General features: G+C 44.8%; 14 protein-coding genes. All 14 read left to right on the top strand.

What is annotated here, in order from left to right; all coding sequences use genetic code 11:
- The first annotated feature begins 193 nt into the window (after positions 1-193).
- The 14 genes from HWQ47_RS01840 (at position 194) to HWQ47_RS01775 (ending at position 13,645) form a co-directional block, all read left to right on the top strand.
- A complete protein-coding gene (locus HWQ47_RS01840; protein ID WP_269969506.1) occupies positions 194-1,126 on the top strand; it encodes a calcium/sodium antiporter in 933 nt (310 codons plus the stop codon).
- Positions 1,127-1,288: 162 nt separating this feature from the next.
- Positions 1,289-1,978, top strand: a complete 690-nt coding sequence (locus tag HWQ47_RS01835) for a hypothetical protein (RefSeq protein ID WP_269969505.1) — start codon at positions 1,289-1,291, stop codon at positions 1,976-1,978.
- Between the two features lie 85 nt (positions 1,979-2,063).
- Positions 2,064-3,167 carry a sensor histidine kinase gene (locus HWQ47_RS01830; protein WP_269971638.1) on the top strand — a complete coding sequence of 368 codons (1,104 nt, stop codon included), beginning with the start codon at positions 2,064-2,066 and terminating at the stop codon, positions 3,165-3,167.
- Positions 3,164-3,760 carry a response regulator transcription factor gene (locus tag HWQ47_RS01825; RefSeq protein ID WP_269969504.1) on the top strand — a complete coding sequence of 199 codons (597 nt, stop codon included), beginning with the start codon at positions 3,164-3,166 and terminating at the stop codon, positions 3,758-3,760. Before HWQ47_RS01830 ends, HWQ47_RS01825 begins: the two co-directional genes overlap by 4 nt.
- A 121-nt stretch (positions 3,761-3,881) precedes the next feature.
- The gene (gene recG / locus HWQ47_RS01820; RefSeq protein WP_269969503.1) at positions 3,882-5,957 is read left to right on the top strand and encodes an ATP-dependent DNA helicase RecG; all 2,076 of its coding nucleotides are present in this window, start codon (positions 3,882-3,884) and stop codon (positions 5,955-5,957) included.
- Positions 5,958-6,103: 146 nt separating this feature from the next.
- Positions 6,104-6,967 (top strand): DUF3014 domain-containing protein, encoded by an 864-nt coding sequence (locus HWQ47_RS01815; protein ID WP_269969502.1) that lies wholly within the window; start codon positions 6,104-6,106, stop codon positions 6,965-6,967.
- A 587-nt stretch (positions 6,968-7,554) separates the two neighbouring features.
- Positions 7,555-8,271 (top strand): beta-ketoacyl synthase chain length factor, encoded by a 717-nt coding sequence (locus tag HWQ47_RS01810; RefSeq protein WP_269969501.1) that lies wholly within the window; start codon positions 7,555-7,557, stop codon positions 8,269-8,271.
- Positions 8,264-9,073 carry a lysophospholipid acyltransferase family protein gene (locus HWQ47_RS01805; RefSeq protein ID WP_269969500.1) on the top strand — a complete coding sequence of 270 codons (810 nt, stop codon included), beginning with the start codon at positions 8,264-8,266 and terminating at the stop codon, positions 9,071-9,073. Before HWQ47_RS01810 ends, HWQ47_RS01805 begins: the two co-directional genes overlap by 8 nt.
- A gap of 3 nt (positions 9,074-9,076) precedes the next feature.
- Entirely contained in the window at positions 9,077-9,331 is a 255-nt protein-coding gene (locus tag HWQ47_RS01800) for a phosphopantetheine-binding protein (RefSeq protein WP_143563992.1), read from the top strand.
- Between the two features lie 21 nt (positions 9,332-9,352).
- The gene (locus HWQ47_RS01795) at positions 9,353-9,595 is read left to right on the top strand and encodes an acyl carrier protein (RefSeq protein WP_269971637.1); all 243 of its coding nucleotides are present in this window, start codon (positions 9,353-9,355) and stop codon (positions 9,593-9,595) included.
- 55 nt (positions 9,596-9,650) lie between these two features.
- On the top strand, positions 9,651-10,211 hold the full coding sequence (locus tag HWQ47_RS01790; RefSeq protein ID WP_269969499.1) for a hypothetical protein: 561 nt from the start codon (positions 9,651-9,653) through the stop codon (positions 10,209-10,211).
- Entirely contained in the window at positions 10,208-11,572 is a 1,365-nt protein-coding gene (locus HWQ47_RS01785; protein ID WP_269969498.1) for an AMP-binding protein, read from the top strand. The genes HWQ47_RS01790 and HWQ47_RS01785 overlap by 4 nt, the downstream gene beginning before the upstream one ends.
- Positions 11,565-11,942, top strand: a complete 378-nt coding sequence (locus tag HWQ47_RS01780; protein ID WP_269969497.1) for an ApeI family dehydratase — start codon at positions 11,565-11,567, stop codon at positions 11,940-11,942. Before HWQ47_RS01785 ends, HWQ47_RS01780 begins: the two co-directional genes overlap by 8 nt.
- On the top strand, positions 11,942-13,645 hold the full coding sequence (locus tag HWQ47_RS01775) for a glycosyltransferase family 2 protein (RefSeq protein ID WP_269969496.1): 1,704 nt from the start codon (positions 11,942-11,944) through the stop codon (positions 13,643-13,645). The genes HWQ47_RS01780 and HWQ47_RS01775 overlap by 1 nt, the downstream gene beginning before the upstream one ends.
- Positions 13,646-13,720 lie beyond the last annotated feature (75 nt).

Raw genomic sequence — 13,720 nt, 5'->3', positions numbered from 1 at the left:
ATGCTCTTCACTCGTTGCCTTGCCTCAGGACCGCTTAACTCTCGCTGAGCGATCAAATCTTTATACTGATTGGTATGGTGTTAGGATGAATTAAGATTAATGCAGCCTTTGCTTAAGTTTATTGCCTTGTCATGAAAAATCCTTAAGCTAGCGTATCCAAAATTCTATCCCCCCTTAATCAGATGGATCCAACATGTTAATTTTTCTTTCTATTGTCGGTGGCTTTGTCATCCTAACTTTAGGAGCCGAAGCCTTAGTTCGTGGTGCCAGCGCTATTGCCTTAAAACTAGGAATAACGCCTTTAATCATAGGCTTAACCATAGTTGCTTTCGGCACAAGTGCACCCGAACTGGCCGTTAGTTTAAAATCAGCCATCGCTGGTAACAGTGGTATCGCATTGGGCAATGTCATCGGCTCAAACATCGCCAACATTGGCCTTATTCTAGCGATTACCGCGTTAATTCGTCCAATTCAGGTGCAATCTCAGATGGTGAAGCGCGACATTCCTATCATGATCGCAGCTTCGATGCTGTTTTGGGGACTATTACTTGATGGTGGACTCAGTTTCTGGGATGGCGCACTACTCTCTAGCTTATTAATCGCCTACCTAAGTTTCAGCTATATCAGTAGTCGAAATAGCAGTGAAAGTGCAGAGCTAGATACCAGTCCACAAAACCCTATGCTCTCGGTGCTCTTTATCATCGTCGGCATAAGCATGTTGGTTGGCGGCGGAATACTCTTCGTCGATGGTGCTGTCGAACTGGCCAAAACCTTTGGCATCAGCGAAGTCATCATCGGCTTAACGATTGTGGCTATCGGTACTAGCATGCCTGAACTTGTCACCTCCGTCGTTGCGGCTCGCAAAGGTCAAAGCGATATAGCCATAGGCAATATCGTCGGTTCTAACCTGTTTAATATCTTGGGTATCCTTGGCGTTACAGCACTTATACATCCAATCGCAGCAGCGGGTATTCAAGATTTTGATCTACTCGTTATGTTACTGCTTGCACTGCTGGTGCTCCCTTTTGCCTGGACCGGCTTTAGGATTGGTAGACGTGAAGGCGCGATCCTTTTAGTCAGCTATCTTGCCTATATCGGTTACCTGATCGTTCAAGCCTCAGCGTAAATCTGGTTAGAGCATAAACAAACTAACAGCCACCGACACCGCTCGGTGGCTTTTTTACAATAAGAAAGTGACATTTGTCATGCGGATCTCATGACCTTTGTCTCTGCAAAAACACCTCAGCAATCTCCATAATTGTTCTGTACCCAACCAAAGGAGATTGACATGAAATTAACGACTCTTATCGCAACTATGGCACTTATTTCTGGGCTTACTCACGCTAATGAGATCCCGGCCATTGATGCTGCTTCCAATACGATGAACCTAGAAGCACTTCATAACCTAAGTCAACAAACCCAAGGTTATGACCAAGCTTATGCCAATTATCGTTTAGCCATAACGGCTAACATACTCAGTCAGCGAGATACAGCATCTGACGCCTTAACATCGGCCCAGTCGACACTCGAGAGCTTAATTCAGGCGAATGTTGACAGCTTGGAGCAAACAGATGCGGACAACTTAGCCCTACTGGCATCGGTTTATGGTATGCAGATCGGGCTTGATAGTACCCTTGGAGCAAGCTTAGGCCCTAAACTTGGACAAGCACTCACGCAAGCTCAAGAACTTGATCCTTATAATCCTCGCATCGTGTTAGTAAAGGCGATATCCGCATTCAACACACCAGTAATCTTTGGTGGTAGTATGCAAAAAGCGTTGAATTTAAGCACTAAGGCGATAGATCTATATAATAATCCCTGTGACAATATCTGTTGGGGACATGCTGAAGCCTATACTTGGCGTGGATTGGCAAAACAGAATATGGGGGATGCACAAGGTGCGATTGCCGATTGGCTGGCAGCTATTGAGATACAACCGGACTATGGCTGGGCCAGCTTCCTTCTACAACAGAACTAAACAATAATCTATTGATGATGCCTCATAAAATGTCGCTTATTATTCAGTTAAGCGGCTTTGACAATACGCGATACGGATAAAAATGATGAACGAGACTAATGTTGCCCCAAAGGAATCGGTTCAAACAACGGAAGATAAATTCTCTTGGATCTATCTCATCAATCTGGTTTTCTATTTTATCCCCCTTGTCCTCAATGGCATGCCTGCGTGGAAAATAGGCTTAAGTCTGTCGGTCTTAATCCCTTTTATCTACTGCTATTTCTGGGCTTATCGCAGCCCGAGAAATAAAGCAATCACCCCAATATTGGCAATGGTATCGTTAGCAGCCTTAATCACCCCTATTAATCCAGGCTCACTGTCGCTATTTACTTTTGCGGGTTTCTTTATCGGCTTTTACTACCCATTAAACAGAGCACTATTAGGCTTTTTAGCCTTAATCGCGCTCTTGGGCTTACTCAATGTCGTTATCGGGTTCAATCACTACTATTTTGTTGGTTACGGTAGCATGCTCATCGCCAGTATCGGCCTCATTGGTATCGCAAGACGTAAGCAAGTCGAAACCCAGTCCAACGAACGCCAAAGTCAAGCTGAAATCAGCCAACTAGCAACGATGTTAGAGCGAGAAAGAATCGCCAGAGATCTGCACGATATCATGGGCCACAACCTCTCAAGCATCTCACTTAAGGCAGAATTGGCAGAAAAACTCTTGGATAAAAACGAGCTCACACAAGCACAAGTACAACTGAAGGAGCTAAATCAAATAGCCCGAGATAGTCTGAGTCAGATACGCCAAACAGTCTCCGGCTATAAACACAAAGGGCTGACATCCAGCGTCATGTTGTTGTGCCAAACTCTACGCGACAAGGGCTTAAGCGTCAGCCTAGAAGGTGATATCCCCCAACTAAAACCTAAGGTTGAAACACAAATTATCTTAAGTTTAACTGAGCTCTGTAATAATGTTATCCGCCACAGTCAAGCCGACCACTGTGCTATTCGCTTTTCTGAATCCGCGACTGAGATCAGTCTCAATGTAGCTGACAACGGCAAAGCAGATGCTATCAAAGAGGGCAATGGCTTAAACGGGATCAAAGAGAGATTAGCTGAATTTCAAGGCAGACTAGATTACTCTTTAAATCAGGGTAGCAATTTCAGTATCACAATACCTAAACAAGGAAACCTAGCCGAATGAGAATTTTACTGGCAGAAGATCAAGCCATGGTCAGAGGTGCACTTGCGGCTTTACTCAGTTTAAATAGCAAATTCAACGTCACTCAAGCATGCGATGGCAATGAGGCTTTAACCTTGCTGAAAGCTCAAGAATTTGACCTGCTGCTGACAGACATTGAGATGCCAGGACTCTCAGGTCTCGAACTCGCCCAGTGGTGTCAGCAACAAAACTCCCCTATCAAGATTATCATTCTCACGACATTTGGTAGAGCCGGTTATGTCAAACGCGCCATCGAATCTGGAGCCGGTGGTTTCCTACTAAAAGATGCCCCATCGGATAGCCTTATTCTTGCCATTAACCAAGTGATGGCAGGGAAACGTGTTATCGATCCAGAACTTGCGGTCATGGCCGTCGGCGAACACGATCCACTCAATGATAAGGAACGCAAAGCCCTTCGTCTTGCCAGCGAAGGAAAGAGTACCGCCGAGATAGCCGCTTGCCTATTTATCGCCGAAGGCACTGTGCGTAATTACCTGTCCGAAGCCACCAGTAAACTTAATGGTTCAAATCGAATCGACGCAGCACGGATCGCCAAGCAAAAAGGTTGGCTATAACCTCTACCTGTCTAAATAACATTAGGATTGCCATCACCCATTTATCTGATAGTATATGTATATAAACACAGTGCTTGAGTGTCTAGCATAAACAGCACTCAACAATATAATGGTATCAGCCGTGAATAGACTCGATCTTGTTCCTGTCACTGAACTTAATGGCGTTGCCAAGAAAATGGCTGAACGCTTAGCTAAGCTCGGCATCAATACAGTGCAAGATATCCTGTTTCACCTGCCACTGCGTTATGAAGACCGCACCCAAATTTATCCCATCGCCTCACTGTATCCAGGAAACTATGGCACCATAGAAGCCATTATCCAATCCAGCCAGATAATTCAAGGTCGCAAGCGCATGCTGACCTGTACTGTCAGGGATGATACTGGCTCATTAGTCCTCAGATTTTTCAACTTCTCAGTTGCACAGAAGAATGGTTTAGAAAATGGGGCACGGATTCGAGCTTACGGAGAGATACGTCGCAGTGGCCATCAAGCTGAAATTGTTCATCCCGAATACAAGCTAATCAATGAACACGATCCAGAGGTGTTAAGCGATATTCTTACCCCTGTCTACCCAACAACAGAGGGACTTAAGCAAGCAAGTTGGATAAAATTAACCGATCAAGCCTTATTAATGCTAGCAAACGGCGGTCTTCAAGAACTCCTTCCTCCGCAACTTCAGCCCAATAATTTAAGTCTTAAAGAGGCCCTGCAATTGCTGCATCGCCCCCATCACGGCGTGGCTCTATATGAACTGGAACAGGGCATACACCCAGCACAGCAAAGGCTTATTCAAGAGGAGCTACTGGCTCATAACCTCAGCATGTTAAAACTGCGTCAACGTAGTAATCGTGATAAAGCGATCTCAATGCCGGCGACCGGACAGCTGCTCAACCCTTTTCTAAAGGCGCTGCCATTTAAACCCACAGGCGCGCAAAACAGAGTCGGTGTCGATATCTGCAAAGATCTTGAAAAGTCCTCTCCCATGATGCGCCTTGTCCAGGGTGATGTAGGCTCAGGAAAAACCTTAGTGGCCGCCCTTGCTGCACTGCAAGCCATTGAAAATGGTTATCAGGTTGCCATGATGGCACCAACCGAACTACTCGCTGAACAGCATGCGACTAACTTTAATCAATGGTTTGAACCTTTAGGTTTAAAAGTCGGTTGGTTAGCGGGTAAGCTCAAAGGCAAAGCAAGGGCCCAATCTTTAGCAGATATTGAAAGCGGTGATGCTCATATGGTGATCGGCACCCATGCTATTTTTCAGGACAAAGTGGTCTTTAACAAACTGGCCTTGATCATCATAGATGAACAACACAGATTCGGTGTCCATCAACGTCTAGGGCTTAGAGAAAAAGGCATAAGCCAAGGCTTTCATCCCCACCAGTTGATCATGACCGCCACGCCAATTCCCCGTACGTTGGCAATGACAGCCTATGCCGATCTTGATACTTCAGTGATTGACGAGCTTCCACCGGGAAGAACACCGGTCACTACTGTGGCTATGCCCGATCTACGTCGCAATGAAGTGATCGAGCGTGTCAGACAAGCCGTGACAAATAATGGTAGACAAGTCTATTGGGTCTGCACCCTTATCGACGAATCAGAAGTTCTTGAATGTCAGGCAGCAGAAGATACCGCAGCTGAGCTCACCTTAGCTTTAGCTGAACTAAAAGTAGGGTTAGTCCACGGACGCATGAAATCCGCAGAGAAGCAGGCCGTCATGGCTGAGTTTAAATCTGGAAACCTGAACCTATTAGTTGCAACCACAGTGATAGAAGTTGGGGTAGATGTACCCAATGCCAGCTTGATGATAATAGAAAACCCCGAGCGATTAGGCTTAGCGCAACTGCATCAACTTAGGGGACGCGTGGGACGAGGTTCAATCGCCAGTCACTGCTTATTGATGTACAAGGCACCACTTTCTCAAATGGCTAAAAAACGCTTAGGTGTGCTCAGAAAAAGTAATGATGGCTTTATTATCGCCGAAAAAGATCTTGAAATTAGAGGTCCGGGTGAAGTGCTTGGTACTAAACAAACTGGCGTCGCCGATATGAAGATTGCCGATCTAATGCGAGATCAAGCCCTTATCCCTCACATTCAGAAACTCGCCGTCCATGTGATGCAACAAGCTCCCGACAATGTCGATGCGATAGTGCAACGTTGGCTAGGAGATAGAGAGCAGTACGTACAAGCCTGATTAATTTAAAAATTGTGAGCATATTAGGTTAATTATTTTTTATTTAGTCTAACTTCGCTAGACAAGTGCGGTGATTATTGCACAATGGAGACCATGTACAATTAACGCCAACTTCACAAATAGTTCGTTCAAAGGATGCTAACTAAATGCAAGTCAATCAAGAAGATAGAATAGCACCGCAGGAAAGGCCTGCTGGGGCTAATGCGCTCGCCATCGTGGCTATCGTTGTTGTATTACTGCTCTGTGGTGGTGCGTACTACTATTTTAGCTCTCAGGAACCTGTCGAACCTGAAATGGTAGAGGTTATTGAACTGCCAGATATTATTCCCAATGAGCCACTAATAACAGAGACACAGATCCCAGAGGTTATTATCGAAGCCGAGCCTGTGATCGTTGAAGAGGTCGTCATTGCACCTCAAGTCGAACCGCTACCAAAATTGTCTGAAAGTGATGAGTTCGTTAACCTAAAAACCATAGAGATGGCTGACGGAATGAAGATCGAGCCATTGATGGTTGAGAAAGATCTTGTCAGACACTTTGTTGTTTTCGTCGACAACTTAGCTCAAGGTGAACTGGCTCGTAAAGTCAGCCCACTTAAAGCCCCTAATCGAGTATTTACGGTTTCTGAGATCACTAACAAAACCTATCTTAATCCAGATAGTTATCACAGATATGATCTCTATGCTGACTTCGTTAGTAATCTAAACGAAGAGCAACTGACTAAAACGTATAAGGAGTTAACGCCACTGCTAAGTCAAGCATTCGAAGAGCTTGGATATGGAGATATGGACTTTAATGATCGCATGGTTGAGGCCATCGATATCATGCTCGACGCCCCGATTATCGATAGCCCAATAGAACTCGATGGCGTGAGTGTGAACTATCAGTTTGTTGACCCACAACTCGAATCTTTACCCAATGCTCAGAAATTACTGATTAGAATGGGACCAGAGAATAGTAAAAAAGTGAAAGCGGCACTGCGTAAGTTGAAAAAAAACTTAGCGGAATAACCTCCCTTCTCCCAACTTATCTTCTTTAACGATAACTTGCAGTTTGTTAGTTGCAGGTTATCAAAAATAAACCCAACAAACCCTACACGTATCAGCAACACCTGCAACCAAAAATGCTTCATAAAAACGACTTATTTAGTGTAGAATGAGTGGAGTTTAAGAATATTGATCACTTATGACAACAAGCTAACTCACAGCAAACTTTGCACATAGTGATGAAAATATCGGTTGTAATACCCATTCCACTAATAATGTGATCTTTCAGCGGGAGTTCAAAGCTCTGTAGGCAAGGGCTGTATTTGCTCCTGCAATACAGACATTCGCCACATCCATGTGGCTAGCGGAGGCTTGAAGCTAATAGTTATTCTATATCGAAAGCATCTAACGTAGCATAAAGGGCTTTGCCATTTGCTTTGAACATCAGCCGCACTACGTGAGTCTCTCAGGCATTTCACTTCTGCTTTGCATTGACTTAAAAGGGAATAACCATTTATTCATCAATGCGCCTTGAATTGAAAAACCTGAGTGACTCTGAATTGATCACTTATTTAGTAGAATTGGTATAATACCGAAAACGAGGCTGTACGGTGCAATTAACATTTAACATATGCTCTTGGGGAGCCTGGTCACCTTATTATCAACAGGCCACAGATTGGAAAAATTGGCATAGCTCCGTCACTCATCTTCAGGAAGAGCTATCTCGTACCCCAAAATTAACGCAAGTGCCAGCCATGCAACGCAGGCGCTATAGCAGCTTGACTAAGATGCAACTTGAAGCCGCATTTCAATGTAATGCACCAACACCATGCCGCTCCATTTTTGCCTCTAGACATGGCGAACTTCATCGCACCATCACTTTACTCGATAACCTAGTAGAGCAAGAACCTCTATCCCCCATCGCATTTAGCCAGTCGGTGCATAACACCGCCAGTGGCATTTACAGTATTTTGAAAGAAGATCAGTCACCTTCCACCTCGATTGCAGCAGGTGAAGAGACACTGGCTCAAGCCCTTATTGAGGCATATGCCCAACTGCAACAAGATCCCTTTCCGCTTATGCTGGTCTTCGCTGATCAACCTGTACCTGAAAGATATCGTCAATTCACTGATGAACCTGAGCTGCCAATATCAATGGCGTTCACCTTAACCCAAGAGATAGCTCAGGGCGCAACACTGAACATCACTCATGGTGACAAGAGTAAATTGCCTCCATTAAGTTATGATGCTCTGCTGCATGGATTAGCGAATCAACAAGCGGTATCTGGTATTTTATCTAAACATCTCTGGACGCTTAGTTTTGGATAACTCGCTATTAGCTTCTGACCCACTCCCCACCAGACTAACAGGTTTAGCGTATCTTCCTCGCTGGCTAGGTGGCGTTAGCTGTTATTTTGTATTTGGTTTAGGAGGCTTATTAAGTTCGCTGACAATTTTACCTCTGTTAAGGCTTTGGCCTGGAACACCTGAGCAAAAAATTAGTCGGGTACAGAAAGCTGTGCATATCATGTTCCGCGGCTTTGTTCTGATGCTAACCTCAACAGGTGTCATTAAAGTCACTCCAGTAAACATTGAACGCCTAAGCCTAGCGAAAGGAAAAGTCGTCATCGTTAATCACCCGACGTTAGTCGATGTGGTCGTCCTGATAAGCTTGATGCCAAATGCTGGCTGTATCGTTAAACAAGGGATCTGGCGTAACCCCTTTATGCGAGGAGTCGTTGCCTGCGCAGGCTATATCCCTAATCGGGGAGCTGAACTGTTACTTAAAGACTGTAGCCAAGTATTAAACAGTGGCACAAATCTGATTATTTTTCCTGAAGGTACTCGAACAGTTCTTGGTACTAAGATCAATCCTTTTGCCCGAGGCGCTGCCAATATTGCGCTGAGAACCAAGACCGATCTTCTCCCTGTGGTTCTACGCACCGACAGCCCTGGCTTAACTAAACAACAAGCTTGGTATCAAATACCCCGCCGCACCATAGGGATGCGCGTTGAAGTAGGCGAATCCCTTTTGCATATCAGGTATGATGAACAAGAGGGAGGAGATGCTAAAATGGCGCGTCAACTTACCCGTGACCTTGAAGATTATTATAATAAAGAACTTAATTAAATTATGAACTTAGATAACGATATAAAACAACTTATTATTAGTTGCTTAGACCTCGAAGACGTCACTGTTGATGACATTGACACTGATGCTGCGCTGTTTGGTGAAGGATTAGGCTTAGATTCAATCGATGCTCTGGAACTCGGCTTAGCGATAAAGAAACAGTTCGATGTAAAAATCGAAGCTAATTCTGAAGCAACTAAAGCCCATTTCTACAGTGTGGCCAGTTTAGCTAGCTTTATTGAATCTCAACGAGCTTAGGAGCCTATTATGCAAATAAGTATGCAAAGTCGTGAGCAAATTCTTGAAGCGCTAACACAGATCTTAGTTGATGATTTTGAGATAGATGCCGAGGATATAACCCCTGAAGCATCACTCTACCAAGATCTTGATCTAGACAGTATAGATGCGGTCGATTTAGTGATTAAGCTGCAACAGATGACGGGCAAGAAAATTAAACCCGAAGAGTTCAAGGCTGTACGCACCGTCAATGACGTAGTGACCGCTATCGAAGGACTCGTATAAGCCAAATGCGTTTATTTTATGACAAGCTGTTATCGAAAGGATCCTGTAAAAGCTGATGCAACTGTTTTTTAAAAAAGTGTTGCTAATAGTCACAGGTATAGTACTGCTTGGTTACCCTTTAGCCGTATATTTTGGGCTCAACTATTTGCCTGCAGGCACCATAGCGATAGTATTATGTCTGCTGCTAACACTGCGATTAATTGTGCAGAAACAGCAGATAAAACCGATGGTTTTACCTGTGATGGTCGGCATAGGATTAACTGCAGCGAGTGTTATCGCTAAACGGCATGATTGGTTACTCTATTACCCTGTTGTGATCAATATCAGCATGTTTGCCCTGTTTGCTTACTCGCTCAAATTAGGTCCTAGCATGGTAGAGAGATTAGCCCGATTAAAGGAGCCTGACCTACCTGATGAGGCGACTCCTTACTTAAGGAAAGTCACATTAATCTGGTGTGGCTTATTTGTTTTTAATGGCACAGTAGCACTATACACAGCGCAATATGCCAGCTTAGAAGTATGGACATTGTACAACGGCCTAATCGCCTATCTGCTTATCGGTTCGCTACTGGGTGGCGAGTGGTTATATCGAACTATATGGTTAAAAAAGTCATGACAGCGTTATTAAAATCTTGGTTATCCAAGGGCCCTTCAAGCCAACAACTGATCAGCTTCAATCACCACGATATTGTCACAGGAGCAGTGTTTACAGGCCAAGTGGCTCATCTCCATCAACAGTTGATGCTGTCGCCTTCAAAACGTTGGTTATTGGCCAGTGAATCCAGTGATCTGTTTGCCGTAGGCCTATGTGCTGCACTGCTTGCTGGAAAAGAAATAATACTGCCAGCAAACACGCAAACTGGCACCTTAAGTGAAATAACCCATGAGTTTGACGGCGTCATATCCGATCAAGCAATATGTGAAGGTAAATGCTTCATCATGTTGAAAAAAGATCTGACTCAATCATCAGGAATTTGGCCCACTTGCAAGCAGTTTGGTCAACTAGTTCTGTTCACCTCTGGTAGCAGCGGACATCCAAAAGCGGTACACAAAACCCTTGAACAACTCGATGCTGAAGTGACTGTTCTTGATCACACTTTTGCCCAACACTTACCACACTGCAGTGTGATCTCAACCGTTTCTCACCAACATATATATGGACTCCTGTTTAAGATACTCTGGCCATTAGCCACCAGTCGCCCATTTTTAAGTAATTTAGTAGAATATCCCGAGACCCTGACTTATTACACCAGTCTGTTCCCAAATCTATGTTTAATCAGTAGTCCAGCCCAGCTGTCTCGTTTGCCTGATGCACTGGATAATGAACCACAATATCGCTCACCTAGCTTAGTCTTTAGCTCTGGCGGCCCGCTCCATTATGATGCTGCTCAGGGTATCGCTCACTGTTATGGTAAGCAGCCTATTGAAGTCTTTGGTAGCACAGAAACCGGTGGTATTGCTTACCGCCGTCAGACAGAGAAAAATCAGCCTTGGCAGACTTTCCACGGCATTGAGATTAAGCAGGACAAAAAGGACGGTGCACTTAACGTAAAGTCGCCCTATCTCGAAGATGCTAACTGGCTAAGGTGTGAAGATAAGATAGAGTTGGTTGATACCGGTCTGTTCCATCTACGCGGACGTTTAGATCGTATCGTCAAGATCGAAGAGAAGCGTGTCTCTCTGATCCAGATGGAAGCACTACTCGAAAGCCATCCGTTAATCGAACAAGCGGTATTAGTGAGTTTAGAGCAACCAAGAACACAGCTTGGCGCAGCGATAGTCCTTTCAGAACATGGTATCCAAGAGTTTAAAAGCCAAGGTAAATTAAATCTAAACAACCTTTTTAAAGCACACTTGTTAACTCAATTTGAGCGAATTACCTTACCGAAACGCTGGCGCTACCCCGACGCTTTGCCTGTCAATCAACAGGGTAAGCACGTGCAAGCTCTGTTACTCGAGTTATTTAACCATGATTAAATCCTGCCTACCTCGTATCCTTTCGAGCCAAATCATGGAGGAGACCATAGAATGGCGCTTATTTATCGATGCTGAGTTGCCTTTTTTTAACGGCCACTTTCCTGAACAAGCCGTGCTTCCAGGAGTGACGCAACTCGACTGGGCCATTCGTATGGGCTGTGAACATTTCGGTTACCCAAGCGAAGTAGCCAGCTTAGAGGTACTAAAGTTTCAACAGCTTATGTTGCCAGACTCAGAGGTCACATTGCGTGTGACGCTGAACTCAGCAAAAAATAAGCTTGTCTTCAGCTATTTTAATGGTGACAAACGCTTTGGTTCAGGGCGCATAGCCCTAGGCGACACAAGCTTAGCCAGTTCAGAGGCCAGCTAATGTCCTTGGCCTTAGTGATCCCCAATTACAATCATAGTGTCGCCATCAAGGAGACCCTTGAAGCACTCGAACATCTAAATCTGCCCTGCTATTTAATCAATGATGGTAGTGATGATAAGACACGCTACCTTCTCACTGAACTTGAAACGACATTCCCTTGGGTCACTTTAATCCATCACCCGTTTAATCGAGGCAAAGGCGCAGCGGTTACCACAGGATTAAGAGCAGCATTTAAAGATGGATTTACCCATGCTCTGCAAGTCGATGCCGATGGTCAACACAATTTAGCTGATATTCCGGCCATGATAGCAACGTCAGAGCAACATCCGCTGGCATTGATCTCAGGACTACCCCAATATGATGAGTCTGTGCCTAAAGGTCGCTATTATGCACGCTACCTCACCCACTTTTGGGTCTGGGTTGAGACCTTAAGTTTCGATATACAAGACTCCATGTGCGGTTTTCGAGTCTATCCACTCGCAGCGACAGAGGCCCTATTTCTCAGCCAATCCTTAGGTGAGCGCATGGATTTCGATATCGAAATACTCGTCCGCTTACACTGGCAAGGTGTCGAAGTACTGCACCTACCGACTCAAGTGATCTACCCTGAAGATGGCATCAGTCACTTTCAAGGTTTGTGGGACAACGTTCGAATATCAGCAATGCATACCCGTCTAGTATTTGGCATGTTAGCGCGTCTGTCACAGAAGTTATTTAAACCTAATGACAATCAACACTGGTCACACATTAGTGAGCGAGGCAGTTACTGGGGCATCAAGTTTCTAGCCGCCAGTTATAAACTCGGTGGTCACTGGCTCTGCCGCGCAATCATGTATCCGGTCATCTTCTACTTCTTCTTAACTGGACGCCAAGCCCGTGAAGCCTCACAGGCATTCCTCAAGCAGGTTAAAGAGTTTGATCCTCAGCATCCCCAACTCCAAGATGAGATAAGCTGGCGCCATAGCCTGAAACACTTTATTGCTTTTGGTAACGCCGCACTAGACAGAATTGATGCCTGGTGCGATCGCATTCAGCTAAGCCAGATAGACTTTCCCAACAGAGAATTGTTAGCCGAGCAGCTTGAGGCGGGACAAGGAGCAGTTTTACTGGTGTCCCACTTAGGTAATCTTGAGCTTTGCCGCGCCATCTCTATTCACCAAAAAAGGGTGAAAGTGAATGTGATGGTGTTGACTCAAAATGCTGAAAATTTTAATCGCGTGCTTAAGCAATTAAATCCAGACAGCTCACTTAATCTCATTCAAGTGACAGAGCTCGGGCCAACGACTTCAATGCTACTGCAACAGAAAGTGGAACAAGGTGAACTCGTGGTTATCGCGGGTGACAGAACTTCATCCAATACCCAAGGTCGAGTGGTTTACTCCCCTTTTATGGGTAAAGAAGCACCTTTTCCTCAAGGACCATTCATTCTTGCTGGCTTGTTAGATTGCCCGGTTTACCTGATGTTTTGCCTTAGAGAACAGGGGATCTATCGAGTACACCTAGAAACATTTTCAAATACCTTAAAAGGGCCACGCAAAGGCCGTATGCAAAGGCTCGAAGAAGCCGTCCATCACTACAGCGCACGACTCGAATATTATGCTAGGCGAGAGCCACTGCAATGGTTTAATTTTTTTGATTTTTGGCGTAAGGATTCAGAGATCCAACGGACCAAGTATCAGGCTGAAGACAGGACAGATAAATAGATGACTCACACTAATCAATCAACCTCTAAAGATACGGTTGTCCACTTTGGCCATAGAGCGTCATGTCAGAATGAA

This window comes from Shewanella sp. MTB7, from assembly GCF_027571385.1.
GTDB lineage: Bacteria > Pseudomonadota > Gammaproteobacteria > Enterobacterales > Shewanellaceae > Shewanella.
Note: the sequence above shows the minus strand (reverse complement) of the source record. Positions and strands in the feature narration are given on the sequence as shown.